This window comes from Pseudomonas sp. SCPG-7, assembly GCF_002156405.1.
In the GTDB taxonomy this organism is placed as follows: Bacteria; Pseudomonadota; Gammaproteobacteria; order Pseudomonadales; family Pseudomonadaceae; genus Aquipseudomonas; species Aquipseudomonas parakoreensis.
Window position 1 is genome coordinate 1,153 of record NZ_MVOO01000025.1, and the last position, 23,851, is coordinate 25,003.

2 protein-coding genes (1 of these 2 cut by a window edge) are annotated in these 23,851 nt (G+C 64.3%); both read right to left on the reverse strand.

Annotated features, from left to right (window positions below; genetic code table 11):
* Complete coding sequence (locus B1722_RS26815; protein WP_086794920.1) at window positions 1–14,997, reverse strand: non-ribosomal peptide synthetase; 14,997 nt, start codon at window positions 14,995–14,997, stop codon at window positions 1–3.
* Window positions 14,997–23,851: the 3' portion of a non-ribosomal peptide synthetase gene (locus tag B1722_RS26820; RefSeq protein ID WP_086794921.1), read on the reverse strand. 3,466 nt of this gene lie beyond the right edge of the window; only the last 8,855 of its 12,321 coding nucleotides appear in the window; its start codon lies beyond the right edge, outside the window; it ends in the stop codon at window positions 14,997–14,999. Before B1722_RS26820 ends, B1722_RS26815 begins: the two co-directional genes overlap by 1 nt.

Consider the following 23,851-nt stretch of genomic DNA (forward strand, 5'->3'; position numbering starts at 1 on the left):
TCAGGACATGACTACTGATTCAACGATCTGGCCGAGCATTTCTTCAGCCTCGGACAGGAAAGTTTCATCGCGCGGGATCTGGAAGTGCCCGCAATCCAGCCATTCACAGCCCATGCCCGGCTGGTCGAGTTGCGCCGCCAGCTCCAGTGCCTCGGCTTCGCGACCCAAGGTCCACCAGCACGTCGGGTTGACGGTCAGCGGCGCACAGCGCTCAAGCTTGAGCGACAACTGCTTGAGCCGGCGCGCCACGCTGAACACCTGCGCCAGTTCTTCGGCGCCCAGCGCCACATAGGTCGACGCCCCGCGCTCGGCGCTGATGGCACGCTGGAACAGCGCACGCAGGTTGTGCGGCGTTTCTTCACCGTCGATGGACAGGCCCGGTGCGGCGTCCGGCAGCGTCACCTGCAGGAAGTCGCGCAGGTCGGTTTGCCAGTCATCGACAGCCCCGGCGTCAATCGCCGCCGACGGCACGAAGCTGTCGACCAGCCCGACAAACTTGACCTGTTGCCCGGCCTGCTCCAGTTGCGCGGCGATCAACATCGCCAGCGTACCGCCCAGTGACCAGCCCAGCAGGTGGTAAGGCCCCTGCGGCTGTTTCTGACGAATCTGCGCCAGGTAATCACTGGCCATCTCCTGCAGCGAGGTGTCGTTGAAAGCCGGATCCAGCAGCATCCGCGACTGAATCGCCAACACCTGGCGTTGACCGCTCAAGCGCCGCGCCAGCGGCTCGTAGTCGAACACCGTGCCGAAACCGGCGTGCAGGCAGAACAGCGGCGCCACGCCCGCGACCTCGGCGTTCATCGCCAGCAACCCGGAGGCTTTTTCCGCCGTGCCCTGAACACTCGCTACCAGTTCGCCGATGCTCGGCTTCTGCATCAGATCGCGCAGTTTCAGGCTCAGGCCCTGAGCCTTGAGCACGCGGCTGCGGGCCACCACTTGCAGGCTGAGGATCGAGTCGCCACCCAGTTCGAAGAAGTTGTCGCTGAGCCCGACCCGTTCGATTTTCAGCACCTCCTGCCAGATCTTCGCCAGGGCTTTTTCCAGCTCGGTGCGCGGCTCGACGTAGGCCAGACGCTGTTCGGCGTCCGGATTCGGCAGGGCCTTGCGGTCGAGTTTGCCGTTCGGCGTCAGCGGCATGCGCTCAAGCACCATCAGGTGTGCCGGCACCATGTAATCCGGCAGACTCGCCTTGAGTTGCTCGCGCAGACGTTCGCCCAAGCCGTCGGCTGGCGTCTCGGCAGTGGCCAGTACATAGCCAAGCAGCTGTTTGCCGCTGAGACCCTCGCGGGCCACCACGGCGGCGTCACGCACGCCCGGCTGCTGTTTGAGGCGCGCTTCGATTTCACCCAGCTCGATGCGGAAACCACGGATTTTCACCTGATGGTCGATCCGCCCGAGATAGTCGACAGTGCCGTCGGCACGCTGGCGCACCAGGTCGCCGGTGCGGTACAGGCGACTGCCGTCGGCGCTGAACGGGTTGGCAACGAAACGTTCGGCGGTGCCACCGGCACGCCCCAGATAACCGCGAGCCAACGCGCCACCCAAGTACAACTCACCGGCAATGCCGGCCGGCAGCGGGTTGAGATCGCTATCGAGCACATAACCGCTGCGCTCGCCGACCACGCTGCCGATCGGCGCATAGGCCGCGCCGCATTGATCGTCGACCGCGGCCTTCCAGATCAGCGGCGTGACCACCGTTTCAGTCGGGCCATAGCCGTTGATGATGTACTGCGGTTGCAGCGCGCGTTTGGCCAGTTCGAAACTCGCCACCGGCACCGCATCCCCGCCGAAGCAGTAGATCCGTACCGGCGGCGGATTGCCGTGCTGTTCGGCGTGTTCGGCCAGTTGCTGCAGGTACACCGGCGGGAACGCGGCCACGGTCACACCATGCTGATGCAGGGCGTCGTAGGTCTGTTCGGCCGTCCACAGGCTGTCGTCGCGAATCAGCAAACGGGCGCCGTGCGTCAGGGTGGTCAGCCAGCGCTCATGCGCGCCGTCGAAGGCGAACGACATGAAGTGCAACTCGCAATCGGCTGCGCTCATTTCGTAACGCTGACCGATCGCCTGGCAGTGCATCGCCAGCGGCCCGTGCGCCACGCCGACACCTTTCGGCTGACCGGTGGAGCCGGAGGTGTAGATCACGTAAGCCAGGTTGCCCGGCTGCACCGCGACCTGCGGCGCCGAATCCGGCTGAGCGCGCAGATCCAGCTGATCGAGTTCCAGCACCTGCAGGTTGGCCTGGGTCGGCAGCACCTGACGCAGACTCGAATCGCTGAGCAGCAAAGCGATGCCCGAATCGTGCATCAAATAGCTCAAGCGTTCGCGCGGATAGGTCGCGTCCAGCGGCACGTAGGCACCACCGGCCTTGAGCACCGCCAACAGCGCGACGATCATGTTTTCGCTGCGTGGCAGGGCCACACCGACCCGCACTTCCGGACCGACACCTTCGGCGATCAGCGCATGCGCCAGACGATTGGCCCGCGCGTCGATCTGCGCGTAGCTGAAGGCTTGCTCATTGAAGATCACGGCGGTTTGTTCGGCACGCTGTGCGGCCCAACCGGCAATGCGCTGGTGCACCAGCGTGGTCTGCGTTTGCGCGACAAGATCCTGCGCAGGCGCGACCTGTCCGGTCGGCAGACCGATGCGTCCCAGCGCCTGCCCGGCGTCCTGAACCAGTGCGGTGAGCAGGCCTTCCATGTTGCTGCGAATGCCTTCCACGGTCGCCAGATCAAAATGTTCGCGCAGGAACATGTACTCGGTCACCAGCCCGTCTTCGAGGGTGACCATCAGGTCCATCGGGAAGTTGGTCAGGCCCGAGTTGTTGATCTCGCCAAACTTCAGCGAATCATCGCGCCACTCGCGCAGCGCCTGATCGATCGGGTGGTTCTCGAACACGATGATGCTGTCGAACAGCGACTGCCCGGCACGTCCGCCCCAACGCTGGACGTCGGTCAACGGGGTGTACTCGCGCTCGCGCAGTTCCAGGTTGAAATCCTGCAACTCGCGCAACCAGGCGCCCACGGCCTGCTCGGCCGGCACGTCCTTGATCACCGGCAAGGTGTTGATGAACAGGCCGAGGATCGATTCCGAGGCCGGCAAGCTCGCCGGACGCCCCGCCACCGTGGCGCCGAACGCCACGCAACGCTGGCCGCTGTACCGGCTGAGCAGCACCAGCCACGCGCCCTGCACCAAGGTATTGAGGGTGACCTGCTGCGACTGGGCAAAGGCTTTCAACTGTTCGGTGCGGGCCTCGCCGAGACGGCTGTACAGCGCCTGGTGACCGCGACCGCTGCCGGTACGCGTCACCGCGTCTGCCAGATAGGTCGGCTCATCGAGCCGGCTCAGGTGCTGACGCCAGAAACTTTCGCTGGCGTTCGCGTCCTGCTGTTGCAGCCAGTTGATGTAACCGCGATACGGCACCGCTTCCGCCAGTGGTCGCCCGGAATACTGGCTCAGCACCTCACCGATCAACTGCGAACTGCTCCAGCCGTCGATCAGAATGTGATGGTAGGTCCAGATCAGTTGATAGCTGTGCTCGCCGACTTGCACCAGCGTCAGCCGTTGCAGCGGTGGCCGATCGAGATCGAAACCCTTGGCCCGCTCGGCATCAGCCAGACCTTGCAAGGCTTCGGCCGAATGATCCTGCTCACGCCAGTCAAGCAGACTGAACGGCAACTGCGGATCGGCGAGTACGAATTGCAGCGGCTCGGCCATGTCCTGCCAGAGGAAGCCGGTGCGCAGAATGTCGTGGCGACGGCTGACGGTTTCCCACGCGGCTTGCAGACGCAGCGGCTCAAGGCCCTGCACCGGAACGCTCAACTGGTTGACGTACAGGTCCGATTCCGGCGAATTCAGGCCGAGGAACAGCATGCCCTGCTGCATCGGCGACAAGCGATAGAGCCCGTCGAGCTGCCCGTCCGGCAATGGCAGTTGCGCCACTTGCGCCTCGCTCAAGCCGTGCAGCGGCAGGTCGATCAGCGCCGGCTCCGGCGCCTCACGCCCTTCGGCAGTCTGCACGCACAAGGCCAGTTGCTGAATGGTCGGTTGCTGGAACAGGTCTTTCGGGCTCAGCTCCAGCCCTTGCTGACGGGCGCGACTGACCACCTGAATCGAGATGATCGAGTCGCCACCCAAGGCAAAGAAACTGTCGTGGGTGCTGACCTGTTCAAGGCCCAATACCTCTTTCCAGATCTCCACCAGCACCTGCTCGGTAGCATTCGCCGGTTCGACATGCAGCTGCGCGGCGCTCAGCTCCAGTGCTGGCAGGCGCTTGCGATCGATCTTGCCGTTGGGAGTCAGCGGCAGCTGCGCCAGCCACAGGCGATGGCTCGGCACCATGTAATCCGGCAGGGTTGCGCCCAGCCAGTTGCCGAGGGTTTGCTGCAGTGCGGCCTGTTGCTCGGCGCTGGCGTCGATAATCGCCGGATCGCTCGGCACCAGATAGGCAATCAGTTGCTGACTGCCCGACACTTCGCTGGCGACGACCACCGCTTCACGCACGTCGGCATGCGCCTGCAGACGCGCTTCGATTTCGCCCAGTTCGATACGCAAGCCGCGAATTTTCACCTGATGGTCGATCCGGCCCATGTACTCCAGCTCGCCCTCCTCGCGCTGACGAATCAGGTCGCCGGTGCGGTACAGGCGCTCGCCGTTGCCGCCGAAAGGATTCGGCACGAAGCGCTCGGCGGTCATTGCCGCACGCCCCAGATAACCGCGCGTGATGCCGGCGCCGGACAGGTAAAGCTCCGCCGACACGCCTTGTGGCACCGCGTGCAAATCGGCATCCAGCAGATGACTGGCGCTGTAATCGAGCGCACGCCCAATCCGCGCCTGACCGCCAGCACTGCGGCGGGTCCAGGTCGAATAAGTGGTGTCTTCCGACGGGCCGTACAGGTCGTAGACGTGCTCGACCGTCGACTGCTGATACAACGCCTCCACCAGCGCTTGCTTCAGCGGTTCACCCGCCAGATTGATGATGCGCACGCTCGGCGGAATCTGCCCGGCACGCTGCAGCGCGGCAATCGCCGACGGCACGGTGTTGATCAGGCGCACCTGATCGCGGGCCGGCAGGTGCGGCAGCTCCAAGGCATTACGCGCGATGATCAGCGAACCACCGTTGGCGAGAGTGACAAACAGCTCCCAGACCGACAGGTCGAAGCACACCGACGTCGAGGCCAACACGCCTTGAATGTCCTCGCGGCGGTAGACCTTGGCCGACCAGTCGATCAGCGCCATGACGTTGCGATGGGCAATCGCCACGCCTTTTGGTTTGCCGGTGGAACCGGAGGTGTAGATCACGTAGGCGAGGTTATCTGGAGCGACCGATGTTTCAGGCGCGCAGCTCGGATAATCGCTCAAGGAAACCTGATCCAACAGCAGCAACTGCGTATCGCCCGGTACGCTCAGCGTCGCGGCAACGGCCTGCTCGGTGAGCAACACCCGCGCCCGACTGTCTTCGAGCATGTAAGCCACGCGATCCGCCGGGTAGTCCGGGTCCAGCGGCACGTAAGCGCCACCAGCCTTGAGCACCGCGAGCAAGGCGACCAGCAACTGCTCGGAACGCGGCATTGCCACGCCCACGCGCACTTCCGGGCCGACACCCAACTCAAGCAGTTTATGCGCCAGGCGATTGGCCTGCGCGTCCAGCTCGGCGTAGGTCAGTTGCGTATGGGCGAAGGTCACCGCCAAGGCATCCGGGGTCGCCGCCACCTGACGGGCGATGGCTTGATGGATGCACAGATCGGTGGAGAAGTCGGTATTCACCTGCGGGCTGTGCTCGATAAGGTTCAGCTCGCTGAGCGAACGCTGCCCCGACTCGCTCATCTGCCCGAGCAAGCGCTGCAGATACCCGGCCAGCTGCACCACGCTGTGCGCGGCAAAGCTTTCGCACTGGTAGCTGAAGTGCATCGACAATTCGTCGCTCAAGTGCACCAACAGCGTCAGCGGATAGTTGGTCTGCTCATGATTGTGGATTTCACCGAAGCGCAGTTCTTGCGGTGCGCCCTGCGCCAGCGCCTCGGACACCGGGTAGTTCTCGAACACCAGAATGTTGTCGAACAGCGCCTCACCGTTGCGCTCGGCCCAGCGCTGAATGTCGAACAGCGGGGTGTGCTCATGCTCGCGCAAGGCCAGGTTCTGCGCCTGCACGCTCTGCAACCATTCGCCAACGCTCGAGGGCGACTGCGGACTGGCGATGACCGGCAAGGTGTTGATGAACAGACCGATCTGCTGCTCGACCCCTTTGAGCTCGGCCGGACGCCCCGCCACCGTGGCGCCGAACGCCACACACGGCTGGCCGGTCAGGCGCTGCAACAGCAGCAGCCATGCCGCCTGAATGAGCGTGTTGAGGGTGACTTTCTGCTGGCGCGCAAACTCGCCCAGACGCCGCGTCTGCTCAGCGTCGAGCACGCAGAAATGTTCGCCGTGGCCGTCGCGCGGTGCATCGCCGTGCTGCGCCTGCAACGCTTGCGCGAGCAAGGTCGGCGCTTGCAGGTCAGCCAGTTGCGCGGTCCAGTAACGTTCGCTGGCCTGCACGTCCTGGCGCTGCAGCCATTCGATGTAATCGCGGTAACGCCCGGCCAGTGCCGGTTGGGCAACCCCGCTGTAGCGTTGCAGGACTTCGCCGAGCAACTGCGAGTTGCTCCAGCCGTCCATCAGGATGTGGTGGTTGGTGTAGATCAAATGGCAACGCTGCTCGTCCAGACGCACCACGAGCATGCGCAACAGCGGCCCTTGGCTCAGGTCGAAACCTTGCGCCTGTTCGGCAGCCGCCAGTGCATTCAGATCGCTGTGGCAAGCGTCACGATCACGCCAGTCGAGGACGCGGAACGGCATGTCCAGTTGCTTGTGCACCACTTGCACCGGACGCGCCAGTTCACCCTGCCAGACAAAGCTGCTGCGCAGGATGTCGTGGTTGTCCACCGCCGCTTGCCAGGCCTGCTGAAAGCGTTGCGGATCGAGGCCTTCGACATCGAGCCGAACCTGGTTGATGTAATCGCCGGTGGCCTGCTCGTAGAGGCTGTGGAACAACATGCCCTGCTGCATCGCCGACAGCGGATACACATCGGCGACCTGGCGTGGCGCCAGCGGGAACTGATCGAGCTGCGCCTGCGTCAGGCCGGCCAATGGGAAGTCCGACGGGGTCAGGCCTTCGACACCCGGGGTCAGGCAATGGCCGATCAACGCTGCGAGTTCTGCGGCGTAATCTGCGGCCAGGGCTTCGATCACCGCGCTGTCGAAGCGCTCACTACTGAACGTCCAGCCCACCCGCAGCTCGCCGCCATACACCTGACCGTTGAGGGTCAACCAGTTGCCCAGCGGCGCCTCCGGGCTCTGATCGAGGCCGGCGTTGTCCGGCGACGGCACGAACAGCGCAGCCTCGTCGCCGGCGAAACTGCCGTCGAACTGCCCAAGGTAGTTGAAGGTGATGCGCGGGCTCGGCAAGGCCTGCAAGCTCTGCTGCGCGCGGGCATCACCGAGGTAACGCAAGGCGCCGAAACCGATGCCCTTGTTGGGGATCGAGCGCAGTTGTTCCTTGATCTGCTTGATCGACTCGTCAAGCGTGTCTGCCGGCGTCAGGCGCACCGGGAACAGGCTGGTGAACCAGCCCACCGTGCGGGTCAGATCGACACCGTCGAACAGTTCTTCGCGGCCATGGCCTTCGAGCTGGATCAGCGTCGACGCCTGCCCGCTCCAGCGTCCAATGACTCGCGCCAGCGCCGTCAGCAACAGGTCGTTGACCTGAGTGCGGTATGCCGCCGGGGCCTCTTGCAACAGTTGCCGTGTCAGCTCGGTGCCGAGCCGGGTCTGCACGGTCTGGGCCAGACGATTGTCCTGACTGGCGTCAACGCGTTTGCACAGCAGATCGGTACTCACATCGCTCAGGCAGGCCTGCCACCAAGCCAGCTCTGCCTGCAACGCCGGGCTGTTGGCGTAGCGCTGCAAGTGCTCGCCCCAGTCCTTGAAGGCACTGGTTCGGGACGGCAGGCTCAACGGCTGATCGTTGAGCAGTTGCTGATAAGCGTTCTGCAGGTCTTCCAGCAGAATCCGCCACGACACGCCGTCCACCGCCAGGTGATGAATCACCAACTGCAGACGCTGCGTGCCATCGGCCAGATTCGCCAGCACCGCACGCAGCAACGGCCCGTGTTGCAGATCGAGGCTGCGCTGGGCGCGATTACCCAAGGCTTCAAGGGCGGCGGCATCAGCAACGTCTTCTTGCCAGAGCAGGTTCTTCGGCAGCGCTTCGACCGCGCGGTGCTCGGCCTGCCACACGCCATCGCGCTGGGTGAAGCTCAGGCGCAAGGCATCGTGATGAGCCACCAGTGCGCGCAACACTTGCTCGAGTTTTTCAGCGTCCAGCGCCTGCCGCGGTTGCAGCAGCACCGACTGGTTCCAGTGATGACGTTGCGGAATCTCGTCGGCGAAGAATTGCTGCTGGATCGGCAGCAGCAACGCTGCACCGCTCGCGGCTTGCTGATCAATGCTCGACTCGTCGCCACCCCACTGCGCGACCAACGCCAGACGCTGTACGGTCTGGTGCTGGAACAGGTCTTTGGGATTGAGGCGAATGCCGGCCTGACGGGCGCGACTGACCACCTGGATCGAGATGATCGAGTCGCCGCCCAGTTCGAAGAAGTTGTCGTGGATGCCGACTTGCGGCAGCTTCAGTACGTCCTGCCAGATCGCCGCCAGACCCTGCTCCATCGCGCTTTGCGGCGCCTGATAGGCCTGCTGCGCCTGGCTGGCGTCCGGCGACGGCAAGGCGTTGCGGTTGAGTTTGCCGTTGGCGGTCAACGGCAATTGCGCCAGCAGCAACAGGTGCGCCGGGACCATGTGATCCGGCAGATGGGCCTTGAGTTCGGCACGCACGCTGTCGCGCCACCGCGCCTGTTCGGCCGGGCTCGCGTCGAGCAGCGCGGCGTCGCCTGGCACCAGATAGGCCACCAGTTGCTGACCACTGAGGCCCGGCTGCGCCAGCACCACGGCCTGGCGCACCGCAGCCTGTTCCAGCAGTTGCGCTTCGATCTCGCCGAGTTCGATACGGAAGCCGCGAATTTTCACCTGATGGTCGATCCGCCCGATGTATTCGATCACGCCGTCGGCGCGATAGCGCGCCAGGTCACCGGTACGGTAAAGACGCCCGCCATCGGCGGCGAACGGGTCGGGAATGAAGCGCAGGCTGGTCAGATCCGCGCGGTTCAGGTAACCGCGACCCAGGCCGGCGCGACCGACGTACAGCTCACCGATGCAGCCTTTGGCGACCGGATTCAGATCACCGTCGAGCAAGTACCAGGACAGGTCCGGGATCGGCTCGCCGATCGGACTGCTGGCATCACGCTGCAAGTCGGCCAGCGAAATCGGCCGGTAGGTCACGTGCACGGTGGTTTCGGTGATGCCGTACATGTTGATCAGCTGCGGTGCCTGATCGCCGAAACGCTCGAACCACGGACGTAGGCTCTTGACCTCCAGCGCCTCGCCGCCGAACACCACGTAACGCAGCGCCAGTGCTTGCGCCGCGTGTTCGGGGGCGCAGGCCACTTGCATCAATTGCTTGAACGCCGACGGCGTCTGATTGAGCACGGTGATGCCTTCGCGGCAGAGCAAGGCGAAGAAATCTTCCGGCGAGCGGCTGACCTCGTAAGGCACCACCAGCAGTTTGCCGCCGTACAGCAGCGCCCCGAAAATCTCCCACACCGAGAAATCGAAGGCGTAGGAATGGAACAGGCTCCAGACATCCGTGGCGCCGAAATCGAACCACGCATCAGTGGCCTCAAACAGACGCAGCACGTTGCGATGGGCCAGCAACGTGCCCTTCGGCTGCCCGGTGGAGCCGGAGGTGTAGATCACGTAAGCCAGGTTGTCCGGGCTCATGCGCACCTGCGGATTGCTGTCGCTGTAGCCTTCCAGACCGTCACGCTCCTGATCGAGCATCAGGCTGCGCAGCGAATCCGGCACCGGCAGACGCCCCAGCAGATGGCTCTGGGTCAGCAGCAAGGCGATGCCACTGTCGCCGATCATGTAGCTCAGGCGTTCTTCCGGATACGTCGGGTCCAACGGCACATAGGCGCCGCCGGCCTTGAGGATCGCCAGCAGACCGACCAGCATGTCGAGGCTGCGCTCCACCGCCAGACCGACGCGCACGTCCGGGCCGACACCGCTGGCAATCAGCTTGTGGGCCAACTGGTTGGCGCGACTGTTGAGCTCGCCGTAGCTCAAGGACTGCCCGGCACAGCTCACGGCAATCGCTTGCGAGGCGCGGGCGGCTTGTTGTTCGATCCGTTGATGCAGGCACTGCTCGCTCGGGAAATCGCGGATGGCCGGGTTCCACTGCTGCAAGGTCGCCGCACGTTCGGCGGCGTCATGCAGCGGCAGTTCGGCGATGCGCTGAGCGCTGTCGGCGACGATGCCTTGCAGCAGATGGGTCCAGTGTTGCGCCAGGCGTTCGATGGTCTCGACGTCGAACAGGTCGGTGGCATAGGTCAGCTCGGCCCAGACGTTGTCGCTCGATTCAAAAGTGTTCAGGGTCAGGTCGAACTGCGCGGTACTGGACGCCCACGGCAAGCCTTCAATCGCCAGTTTTGGCAGACGCGTGGCGCCCTGCGCCTGACGCACCTGGCTCTGGTGGTTGTGCATCACCTGGAACAGCGGGCTGTGGCTGAGGCTGCGCTCCGGTTGCAGCGCGTCGACCAGTTGTTCGAACGGCAGATCCTGATGCGCCTGGGCGCCGAGCACCGTATTTTTCACTTGCTGCAGCAGGCTGCGGAACGTCTGCTGACTGTCGAACTTGGCCTTGAGTACCTGGGTGTTGACGAAGAAACCGATCAGGCCTTCGGTCTCGACCCGGTTGCGGTTGGCCACCGGCACGCCGACGCGGATATCGGCTTGACCGCTGTAGCGATGCAGCAAGGTCTGGAACGACGCCAGCAACAGCGCAAACAGCGTGACGTTTTCGCGCTGCGCCAGTTGCTTGAGCGCGGTGGCCAGTTCGCGGCTCAGCGGGATATCGCGACGGGCGCCACGATAGCTCTGCTCGGCTGGACGCGGACGGTCGGTCGGCAACTCCAGCAGCGGTTGATCGCCAGCGCCGAGTTGTGCGGTCCAGTAGCTCAATTGACGCTCGCGTTCACCGGCGTCCATCCACTGTTTCTGCCATACGGCGTAGTCGGCGTATTGCACCGGCAGCGCCGGCAATTGCACGCTCTGGCCCTGGCTGTAGGCGGCATACAACGCCACCAGCTCATCGACCATGACATTCATCGACCAGCCATCGGCGACGATGTGATGCAGGGTGATGACCAGCGCGTGGTCATCGGCGGCCAGACGCAGCAGTTTGACCCGCAGCAACGGGCCTTGCTGCAGATTGAACAGGTGCAGGGTTTCGGCGGCGACCCGCGCTTGCAGAGCCGCCTCGTCGAGATCCGCCACCACGTCCTGCACCTGCAGGTCGAGCGTGCCGTGGGCATGGATCACTTGCAGGGTCTGCCCCTGTTGTTCGACGAAGCAGGTGCGCAGTGATTCGTGGCGCTCGATCAGCGCGTCGAAGCTGCGCTGCAACGCCGGCAGATCCAGCTCACCGCGCAGACGCAACGCCGCCGGCACGTGATAAGCGGTGCTGTTCGGCTCCAGTTGCCAGAGGAACCATTGACGTTCCTGAGCATAGGACAGCGCCAGCGGTTGCTGGCGGGGCAACGCAACAATCGGCGGTTGCTGATGCGCCTGATCGACACCCAGCGCGGCGACAAAATCTTTCAGCGTGCTGTGTTCGAACAACGTGCGCAGCGGCACCTGCACGTTCAGCGCCTGACGTACGCGCGAGACCACTTGCGTGACCAGCAACGAGTGGCCGCCCAGTTCGAAGAAGTTGTCGCTCAGGCCTACGCGATCAAGCTTGAGCACCGCTTGCCAGATCTCGGCGACGCTGTGTTGAGTGGCGGTTTGCGGGGCGATGTAAGTCGATTGCAGTTGGCTGGCGTCAGGTGCTGGCAAGGCTTTGCGGTCGACTTTGCCGTTCGGCGTCAGTGGCAGTTGCGCGAGGAACAACAGGTGCGCCGGCACCATGTAATCCGGCAGTTCGGCCTTGAGGCTGGCTTTCAATGCGGCGCGCAGTTCGCCTTCATCAAAAGCGTCGGCGGTCGGCACCACATAGCCGACCAGTTGCGGTCCGGTCGGGCCGTCCTGAGCGACTACCACGGTTTCGCGCACGCTATCGAGGGCGAGCAAACGCGCTTCGATCTCGCCGAGTTCAATCCGGAAACCACGGATTTTCACCTGATGGTCGATCCGCCCGATGTACTCGATCACGCCTTCGGCGCGGTAACGGGTCAGGTCGCCGGTGCGGTACAGACGCGCGCCGGTTGTCGAAAAGGGATCCGGGACAAAGCGTTCGGCAGTCAGGCTCGGGCGCTGGAAGTAACCACGAGCGAGGCCGTCGCCGCCGATCAGCAGCTCACCCGGGGCGCCGAGCGGATTGAGCTCAAGGTCGCTGCCGAGGATGTACAACGCGGTGTTGTCGATCGGCGTGCCGAGGAATGGACGGCTGCTGTCCGCACTCAAGGCGTGCTGCGCCGACCAGATAGTGGTTTCGGTCGGGCCGTAGAGGTTCCACACGCTCGGCGTCAGTGCGAGCATGCGTTGCGCCAGTTCCTGCGACAGCGCTTCACCACCACAGAGGAACGTGCGGCCCGCCAGGATTGGCGCCTGTTCATTGTCCAGCAGCATGCGCCAGGTCGAGGGCGTGGCTTGCAGCGCCGTCACGCCATGACGCGCGATCAGTTCGAGCACCGCTTGCGGGTCTTGATGCACGTCCTTGCCGGTCAGCACCACACAGGCACCGGCCAGCAATGGGCCGTAGATTTCCAGGCCGAAAATATCGAACGAAAAGGTGGTCAGCGACAACATGCGATCGGCGGCACAGATGCCCGGCTGCTTGATCATGCTCGCGACAAAATTGCTCAGCGCCGCGTGGCGCACCATCACGCCTTTCGGTTTGCCGGTGGAACCGGAGGTGTAGATCGTGTAGGCCAGATGCTCGCCATTGACTGCCACGTCCGGCGCGGTCTGTGGATAAGCCGCCAGCCACTCGCGCGGTTGATCCAGCAGCAGCGCTTGCACGCCCGGCGGGATCGGCAGCTGCGTCTGCAAATGGCTTTGGGTCAGCAGCAATTGCAGGCCGCTGTCCTCGATCATGTAGGCCAGACGATCCTGCGGATACGCCGGGTCCAGCGGCACATAAGCACCGCCGGCCTTGAGGATCGCCAGCAGGCCGACGATCATTTCCACACTGCGCTCGACGGCGATGCCGACCAGCTGCTCCGGGCCGACACCGGCTTCGATCAGCTTGTGCGCCAGTTGACTCGAGCGGGCATCCAGCTCGCCGTAGCTCAGCACGTCTTCGCCGATGATCAGTGCAGTGGCCTGCGGCGTTTGCTGTGCACGCCGGGAGAAATCCTGCTGCACGCATTCGGCTTGCGCGCTGCGGTCGGCGATGCGCAACCAGTCCTGCAACAGCACGCCGTGTTCGGCGCTTTCCAGCAACGGCAATTCGCCGACGCGCTGGCTCGGTGCGGCGACAATGCCGCGCAGCAGATTCTGCCAATGACGTGCCAGACGCTCGACGGTTTCAGCTTTGAACAGGTCAGTGGCGTAGATCAGCTCGGCGGCAAAGCCGTCGCTGGCTTCGTAGGTATTCAGCGTCAGGTCGAACTGCGCGGTGCGCCCTTCCCACTGCACGTCCTCGACACTCAGTTGCGGTAACTGCGCGGCGCTGCGGCCCTGATCGCGACTGGTCTGGTGGTTGAACATCACCTGGAACACCGGGCTGTGGCTCAGGCTGCGCTCCGGTTGCAGCGCTTCGATCAGTTGCTCGAACGGCAGATCCTGATGCGCCTGCGCATCCATCGCCGCCTGCTTGACCTGAGCCAGCAACTGGTTGAACGGCAATTGCCCGCTGACTTCGGCATTCAGCACTTGCGTGTTGACGAAGAAGCCGATCAGGCCTTCGGTCTCGACCCGGTTACGGTTGGCGGTCGGCACCCCGACGCGAATCTGCGCCTGACCGCTGTAGCGATGCAGCAGCGCCTGAAACGACGCCAGCAGCAGCATGAACAGGCTCGCACCTTCGCGCTGCGCCAGCTGTTTGAGGGCGTCGCCGAGGTCTGCCGGCAGGTTCAGTTCCAGCCGCGCACCGCGCAGGCTTTGCACGGCCGGACGCGGGAAATCGATCGGCAGTTCCAGCACCGGCTGCTCGCCGCCCAGGGTCTTGACCCAGTAGGCCAACTGGCGCTCACGCTCGCCCGCTTCCAGCCAGTGGCGCTGCCAGATCGCGTAGTCGGCGTACTGTATTTCCAGTTCCAGCAGACTCAGCGGCTGCCCGGCGGTGTCGGCGGCGTAATGCTGGATCAGCTCGTTGACCAGGACTTTTATCGACCAGCCATCGGCGATGATGTGGTGCTGGATCAGCACCAGCACATGGTCGTCTTCCGCCACTTTCAGCAGCGCCACCCGCAGCAGCGGGCCCTGCTGCAAATTGAACGGGCGTGCGGTTTCGCTCTCGGCGAAGGCCTTGATCGCCGCGTCTTCCCCGGCGGCATCGAGGCCCTCCGGCAATGGCGTCAGGCTGATGCTCAGCGGCAGCTGCGGATGAATCACCTGGCAAAAACTTTCACCCTGTTCGGCGAAAGTGGTGCGCAGGCTTTCATGGCGCGCCGCCACGGCGTTGAAGCTGCGTTGCAGCGCTGCCACATCCAGCCGCCCCTTGAGGCGCAGGGCGCTGGGGATGTGATACGCGGTGCTGTGCGGGTCCATTTGCCAGAGGAACAGTTGACGTTCCTGAGCGTACGACAGAGGGATCGCCGCAAACCCGGAACGTGTTTCCGGGATCGGCAGGTTGGCCGGAGAGACGCCCTCTTCGAGCATCTTTTCCAGGTACAGCTTACGTTTGTCCAGCGGCAGAGTGATAAAGCGCTTGGCTACCCTCAAAGCAACACTCTTGTCCATCAGACTTCCTCCATATCGTCAAGCAGGGCTTCCAGCTTGCTCAGTTTCTGTTCGTTGATTGCCCCGCCTCCTGTATCGAGTCGAGCGACAAAATCGCTCAGGACGGGGTGCTGGAATAACAGTTGCGGGGTCAGCGTCAGGCCCAGTTCCAGAGCCATGCGCGACACCACGTTGACCGCCAGCAGCGAGTGCCCGCCGAGTTCGAAGAAGTGATCGTTCAGACCGATGCGTTGCACTTCGAGCACTTGCTGCCAGATCGCCGCGACCTGTTGCTCAAGCTCACTGTGCGGCGCGACATACGCGGCCTGCATCTGGCTGGCATCGACCGCCGGCAGGGCCTTGCGGTCGAGTTTGCCGTTGGGGGTCAGTGGCAACTGCTCAAGGAACAGCAGGTGCGCGGGAATCATGTAGTCAGGTAACGAAGACTTGAGGCCAGTCTTTAGTCCCTCGCGCAGTTGCCGCTGCGCGTCGCCGTCGTGCATCTCCAGTTGCGGGGCGACCACATACGCCACCAGTTGCGCCCCGCTGTCGCTGTCGACGGCCAGTACCGCCGCTTCGCTGACTGCCGGTTGTGCGAGCAATCGCGCCTCGATCTCCCCCAGTTCGATGCGGAATCCGCGAATTTTCACCTGATGGTCGATTCGACCCATGTACTCCAGCTCGCCCTCCTCGCGCTGACGAATCAGGTCGCCGGTGCGGTACAGGCGCTCGCCGTTGCCGCCGAAAGGATTCGGCACGAAGCGCTCGGCGGTCATTGCCGCTCGCCCCAGATAACCGCGCGTGATGCCGGCGCCGGACAGGTACAGCTCCGCCGAAACGCCCTGCGGCACCGGGTGCAGATCGGCATCCAGCAGATGACTGGCGCTGTAATCGAGCGCACGCCCAATCCGCGCCTGACCGCCAGCACTGCGGCGGGTCCAGGTCGAATAAGTGGTGTCTTCCGACGGGCCGTACAGGTCGTAGACGTGTTCGACCGTCGACTGCTGATACAACGCCTCCACCAGCGCTTGTTTCAGCGGCTCACCCGCCAGATTGATGATGCGCACGCTCGACGGAATCTGCCCCGCGCGGTGCAGTGCGGCAATCGCCGACGGCACGGTGTTGATCAGGCGCACCTGATCACGGGCCGGCAGGTGCGGCAGCTCCAAGGCATTACGGGCGATGATCAGCGAGCCGCCGTTGGCCAGGGTGACAAACAGTTCCCACACCGACAGGTCGAAGCACACCGACGTCGAGGCCAGTACGCCTTGAATGTCGTCGCGGCTATAGACCTTGGCCGACCAGTCGATCAGCGCCATGACGTTGCGATGGGCAATCGCCACGCCTTTCGGTTTGCCGGTGGAGCCGGAGGTGTAGATCACGTAGGCGAGGTTATCCGGCTGCACCGCCGTCTGTGGTGCAACCGTCGAATAGCCGCTCAGCGACAACTGATCCAACAGCAGCACTTGGGTATCGACCGGCACACTCAGAGTCGCGGCAACGGCCTGCTCGGTGAGCAACACCCGCGCCCGACTGTCTTCGAGCATGTAAGCCACGCGATCCGCCGGGTAGTCCGGGTCCAGCGGGACATACGCACCGCCAGCCTTGAGCACCGCCAGCAAGGCAATCAGCAACTGCTCGGAACGCGGCATGGCCACGCCCACGCGCACTTCCGGGCCGACGCCCAACTCAAGCAGTTTGTGCGCCAGCCGATTGGCCTGGGCGTCCAGTTCGGCGTAGGTCAGTTGCGTATGGGCGAAGGTCACCGCCAAGGCATCCGGGGTCGCCGCCACCTGACGGGCGATGGCTTGATGGATGCACTGCTCGGTGGCGAAATCGCTGTTCACCGGCGGGCGGTGTTCGATCAGGTTCAGTTCGCTGAGCGTGCGTTCGCCGCCATCCGCCATCTGGCTCAGCAGACGCTGCAGATGCGCGCCCAACTGCGCCACGCTGGCTGCCGCGAAGCTGTCGCGCTGGTAACTGAAATGCACCGACAGTTGCGCACCCATGTTCACCAGCAGGGTCAGCGGATAGTTGGTCTGCTCCTGATTGGCCACCGCGCCGAAGCGCAGACCTTGCGGCGCCCCGCGTTCCAGCGCCTCGCCGATCGGGTAGTTCTCGAACACCATCAGGCTGTCGAACAGCGCGTCGCCGCCCTGCCCGGCCCAGCGCTGAATGTCCGCCAGCGGCGTGTGTTCGAACTCGCGCGAGGCGAGGTTCTGCGCCTGCACCGCTTGCAGCCAGGCGATCACGCTCTGCTGCGCGGACGGCGCAGCGATCACCGGCAGCGTGTTGATGAACAGGCCGATCTGCGCTTCGGCCCCCGGCAGCTCCGCCGGACGCCCGGCGACGGTGGCGCCGAACGCCACGCAATCCTTGCCGGTGTAGCGCTGCAACAGCAGCAGCCACGCCGCTTGCACCACGGTGTTGACGGTGACTTTCGCGGCCCGGGCAAACTCGCCCAGGCGCTGGCTCAGCTCAGCGTCCAGCACCTGGTAATGATCGCCATAACCCACGCTCGGCAAACCGGCGTGCGGCCGCGCGATGGCATTGGCCAGGCGCGTCGGTTCCTGCAGATTGCCCAGCGTCGCCCGCCAGTAGGCTTGCGCCGCTGCGCCATCCTGACGTTGCAGCCAGGCGATGTAATCGCGGTAGCGACCTGCGCCACGGGCGACCGCTACGCCGCTGTAGTGCTGCAACACTTCGCCGAGCAACTGCGCGCTGCTCCAGCCGTCCATCAGGATGTGATGGTTGGTGTAGATCAAGTGATAACGCTCGGCTGCAGTGCGCACCAGCACCAGACGCATCAGCGGTGCGCAACTCAGGTCCAGACCCAGTGCGCGCTCCTCATCGGCGAGGGTTTGCAGCGCTGCCTCCAGATCAGTTCTGTCGTGCCAGTCGAGCACGCTGAACGGCACCTCGACCTGACGCTGCACCACTTGCACCGGTTGCGGCAGATCGCCTTGCCAGAAGAAGCCGCTGCGCAGGATGTCATGCGCATCCACCGCCGCCTGCCACGCTGCGCGGAAGCGTTGCGGATCGACGCCGTCGACGTCCAGGCGCATCTGGTTGATGTAGTCGCCATTGCCGTGTTCGAGCAAGGTGTGGAACAGCATGCCCTGCTGCATCGGCGACAGCGGATAGATGTCGTCAATGCCTTGCGGCTCCAGCACCAGCGCGTCCAGTTGCGCTTGCGACAGTTGCGCCAGCGGGAAGTCCGACGGCGTCACGCCACGGTTGGTACTGTCGCAGCAGTGGCCGATCAGTGCAGTCAGTTCCTGCACATAGTCGTCGGCCAGACGCTGGATGGTGGCGGTGTCGAACATCGCGCCGCTGTAGGTCCAGCTCAGGTCCAGCTCACCGCCGAACACCTTGCTGTTGAGCGCCAGCGGATTGCCCAGCGGCCCTTGCAGGTTGACCTCTGCGCCGCCGGACTCGCTGGTCGGCACGAACAGGGCATCGCTGGCAGCGTCGAAGCTGCCATCGAACTGGCCAAGATAGTTGAAGGTCAGGCGCGGCGTCGGCAAGGCTTGCAGGGTGGCACGCGCCAGCTCATCACCGAGGTGCGCGAGTGCGCCGAAGCCGATGCCTTTGTGGGGAATCGCCCGCAGCTGTTCCTTGATCTGCTTGAGCGACGCGCCGAGTTCCGCAGCCGGTGCCAGGCGTGCCGGGAATACGCTGGTGAACCAGCCCACGGTGCGGGTCAGATCGATGTGTTCGAACAGGTCTTCGCGACCATGGCCCTCAAGCAATACCAACGCATTGTCGTCCCCGGTCCAGCGCACCAGCACCCGCGCCAACGCGGTCAGCAACAGGTCGTTGACCTGGGTGCGATAAGCCGCCGGAGCTTCCTGCAACAGCTGACGGGTCAGGGTCTGATCCAGTTTGCTGCGCAGGGTCAGCGCCTGATCGTGTTGCTGACCACCCTGCGGACGGTCGTAAGGCAAAGCCGCCGAAGCGCCCTGCAACTGCTGCTGCCAGAAGCCCAGTTCGGCCTGCAACGCAGGCGTTGTGGCGTAGTCCTGCAACGCTGCCGCCCAGGCTTTGACTGCACTGGTCTTGGCCGGCAATTGCACAGGCTTACCTGCGAGGAGCTGGCGATAAGCGTTTTGCAGGTCTTCAAACAGAATCCGCCACGACACGCCATCGACCACCAGGTGATGGACGATCAGCAGCAGGCGCTGACTGCCATCAGCCAGGTTCGCCAGCACCGCGCGGATCAGCGAACCGCCGCTCAGTTGCAGACTGCGCTGGGCCTTGTTGCCCAGTGCTTCAAGGGCGGCGAGATCAGCGACCTCGACTTGCCAGAGAATGGTTTCCCCCGCTTGCGTGGCGACGTCGCGGTAGTGCGCCGACCAACCCGCGGCCTGCTCGACAAACTCCAGACGCAAACTGTCGTGCTGAACGACCAACGCATCCAGCGCCTGCTCCAGTACCTGAGCATCCAACGCCTGCGTCGGCTTGAGCATCACCGACTGGTTCCAGTGGTGACGGTCGGGAATCGCTTCGGCGAAGAATGCCTGATGAATCGGCAGCAGCGCGGTTTCGCCGGTTTGCGCGTGCTGATCGATGGGCTGCACCGCCTCGCCGGTCTGCGCGACCGTGGCCAGGGCCTGAATGGTCTGGTGCTGGAACAGGTCTTTGGGGCTGAAGCGAATCCCGGCCTGCCGCGCCCGGCTAACCACCTGAATCGAGATGATCGAGTCGCCACCCAGTTCGAAAAAGTTGTCGCTGACGCCGACCTGCTCAAGCTTGAGCACGTCTTGCCAGATCGCCGCCAGTTGCTGCTCCAGCGCGCTCTGTGGGGCGAGGTAGGCCTGTTGCAGTTGGCTGACGTCCGGTTTTGGCAGGTTCTTGCGATCGAGCTTGCCGTTCGGCGTCAGCGGCATGCGCTCAAGACGCACGACATACGCCGGCACCATGTGCGCCGGCAGGCTGGCCTTGAGCTGCGCGCGCAGGTGGTCGGTGAACTCGGCACTCGCTGAATCACCGACCACGTAGGCCACCAGACGCTTGCCACTGCCGGCGCTGCCTTCCTGCGCCACGACCACCGCTTCACGCACGCCGTCGAGGGCTTGCAGCGCCGCTTCGACTTCGCCCAGTTCGATACGGAACCCGCGAATCTTCACCTGATTGTCGATGCGATCCAGATAGTCAAAGGTGCCGTCGACACGCTGGCGCACCAGGTCACCGGTGCGATACAGCAAGCCGCCATGGGCGCTGAACGGATCGGCGACAAAACGCTCGGCGGTCAGCCCCGGACGGTTCAGATAACCCCGCGCCAAACCGGTGCCACCGAGGTACAACTCCCCGGCCATGCCTTGCGGCAACAGGTTCAGATCGGCGTCGAGCACGTAGGCGCTGCGGTCGCCGATCCGGCTGCCGATCGGTGCGTAAGCGGCGCCGCATGGCTCTTCACGGCCAGCCTTCCAGATCAATGGGGTGACCACGGTTTCGGTCGGGCCGTAGCCGTTGATGATGCAGTCCGGATCGAGCGCGCGTTTGACCCGCTCGAAACTGGCGTTCGGCACCGCATCGCCGCCGAAGCAATAGATCCGCACCTTCGGCGGATTGCCGACACGCTCGGCGTGTTCGGCCAGTTGTTGCAGGTACACCGGCGGGAACGCAACCACGCTCACGCCGTGTTCGATCATCGCGTTGTAGGTCTGCTCCGGCGTCCACAGCGTGTCGTCGCGAATCAGCAGCGAAGCCCCGTGGGTCAGGCTGGTCAGCCAGCGTTCGTGGGCGCCGTCGAAGGCGAACGACATGAAGTGGAATTCGCAGTCGCTGTCGCGCATTTCGTAGCGCTGACCGATGGCCTGGCAATGCATCGCCAGTGGGCCGTGGGCAACGCTGACGCCTTTCGGATTGCCGGTGGAACCGGAGGTGTAGATCACGTACGCGAGGTTATGCGGATCGACTGCCACCTGAGGCGCCGTGCTCGGCAACTCGCGCAGGTCGAGACGATCCAGTTCCAGCAACGGCACCGACTCGTCGACCGGCAATTGCGCCGACACCGACGAATCGCTGAGCAACAGCGCCAGCCCTGAATCCTCGATCAGATAGGCCAGGCGTTCACGCGGGTAACTGGTGTCCAGCGGCACATAGGCACCGCCGGCCTTGAGCACCGCCAGCAGCGCGACGATCACCGCCTCGCTGCGTGGCAGGGCCACGCCGACCCGGGTCTCGGCGCCGACACCACGGGCGATCAGCGCGTGAGCCAGTTGATTGGCACGCTGCTCGATCTCGCCATAACTGAAGTGCTGACCGTTGAAGATCACCGCGGTGCGCTGCGGACGCTCGGCCGCCAGCGCAGCAATGCGCTGATGCACAGCGATCTCCACCGGGTAAGGCTGCGGCTGGTTCTCGGCTTGCTGGCGGGCATGCTCGTCAGCGCTGGCCAGAGCGATTTCGCCAAGGTTGCGTTCGGCCGACAGCGCAAACTGCTCAAGCAATTGCAGCAGGTGGGCACTGATGCCTTCGATCACTTCACCGGCAAACTGGCTGCGGTCGAAGCTGTAGTGCAGCGCCAGTTGCTGACCGAGGGTGACCGCCACGCTCAGGGCGTAGTGGGTCTGCTCCAGGTTGCCGACCTCACCGAACTGCAGGCCCTGCCCGGCCTGGCTCAGCGCCTGGGCGACCGGGTAGTTTTCGAACACCAGAATGTTGTCGAACAGCGCCTCACCGCCCTGCCCGGCCCAGCGCTGGATATCCGCCAGCGGCGTGTGTTCGAAGTCGCGCAGGCTGAGGTTTTGCGCCTGCACCGCTTGCAGCCATTGGCCAACGTTTTGGTCCGGACGCGGCGCGCCGATCACCGGCAGAGTGTTGATGAACAGGCCGACCTGCTGCTCGATGCCCGGCAAATCCGCCGGACGCCCGGCCACGGTCGCACCGAACGCCACCGCCTCATGACCGGTGTAGCGCTGCAACAACAGCAGCCACGCAGCTTGCACGAGGGTGTTGACGGTGACTTTCTGCTGCCGGGCAAACGCTTCCAGCGCCTGGGTGCGCGGCACGTCCAGCGTCAGGTAATGGTCGCCGTGGCCGCTGGCGCGCTCGCCGCCGGTAGTGGCGCGGGCCAGTCGGGTCGGCTCTTGCAGCGCGGCCAATTGGCCGCTCCAGAAGTCCTGGCTCAGCTGCGCGTCCTGACGCTGCAGCCAGGCGATGTAATCGCGATACCGTCCGCCGCCATAGGCCGGGGTGCGACCGCTGTAGCGCTGCAACACTTCGCCGAGCAACTGCGAGTTGCTCCAGCCGTCCATCAGGATGTGGTGATGGGTGTAGATCAGGTGCCATTGCTCGGCAGCGGTCTGCACCAGCACCAGACGCAGCAACGGTGCATGGCTCAGATCGAACCCTTGCTGACGCTCGGCATCGGCGAGCGCCGCAAGGGCTGCCGACTGATCGTCGCGCTCGCGCCAGTCGAGAATGCTGAACGGCAACTGCACCTGTTTGTGCACGATCTGCAGCGGTTGCGCCAGTTCGCCCTGCCAGACGAAACCGCTGCGCAGAATGTCCTGCGCAGCGACGGTGGCCTGCCACGCGGCGCGGAAACGCTCAGGGTCAAGGCCCTGCACGTCAACGCGCAATTGGTTGATGTACTCACCCGCCGCTTGCTCGTAAAGGGTATGGAACAGCAAACCCTGCTGCATCGGCGACAGCGGATAGACATCATCGAGCTGAACGGCCGGCACCGGCAGCGCATCCAGTTGCGCTTGGGTCACCCGAGCCAGCGGGAAGTCCGACGGCGTCGCTTGCGCGGTGGGCAGTGTGCAGCAGTGTTCGATCAGCGCCTGCAATTCGCTGGCGTATTGATCGACCAGGTGCTGCACCGTGGCGCTGTCGAACATCTCGCGGCTGAAGCCCCAGCTCATCGACAGTTCGCCGCCATACACCTGACCTTCCACGGTCAGCCAGTTGCCCAGCGGCGCCGACGGATCCTGCGCCACGCCGCTGGTTTCAACCGACGGCACGAACAGCGCCGCCTCGTCGAACTGACGGTCGAACTGGCCCAGGTAATTGAAGGTGATGCGCGGTTGCGGCAACCCGGCCAATTCAGCACGCACCGACGGCGCGGCCAGATGCCGTAGCACGCCGTAACCCAGCCCCTTGTCCGGCACCGCGCGCAGTTGCTCCTTGATCGCCTTGATCGAACCGTCGAGATCCTCGCTCGCAGTCAGGTTGACCGCGAACAGGCTGGTGAACCAGCCCACGGTGCGGGTCAGGTCAATGTCATCGAACAGGTCTTCGCGGCCATGCCCTTCCAGTTCGATCAGCGTGCCCGGCTGCTGGCTCCAGCGACTGATGGTGCGCGCCAGTGCGGTGAGCAACAGATCGTTGACTTGGGTGCGATAGGCGGCCGGCGCCCGTTGCAGCAACTGGCGGGTGCGCTCGGCGTCGAGGTGCCATTCAATTTTCTCGCCATGCAAATTGTGCAGGCTGCCATCCGGGCGGTCGCACGGCAGATCCTCGGCGCCCTGATGCTGGGCTTTCCAATAGCTCAATTGGTCATCGAAGCGCGATGCGTCCTGCGCCAGACGCGCGGTCCAACTCTGGAACGCGCTGGTCTTCGCCGGTAACTGAATGCCGCCGCCCGCCGCGAGCTGCTCGTAGGCCTGCTGCAGATCTTCCAGCAGCACCCGCCAGGAAACGCCATCGACCGCGAGGTGATGAATAATCAGTGCCAGTCGTTGCGAGCCGTCAGCCATGGTCACCAACAACGCACGCAACAGCGGGCCGTTTTGCAGGTCGAGGCTGCGCTGCGCTTCGTTGCACAGTGCCTGCAACTGTTCGGCAGATTCGGCATCGCGTTGCCACAGCTCAGCGCCGGTCAGCAGCGGGCCGTGGCTTTGTTGCCAGCCTTCAGTGCCTTCGA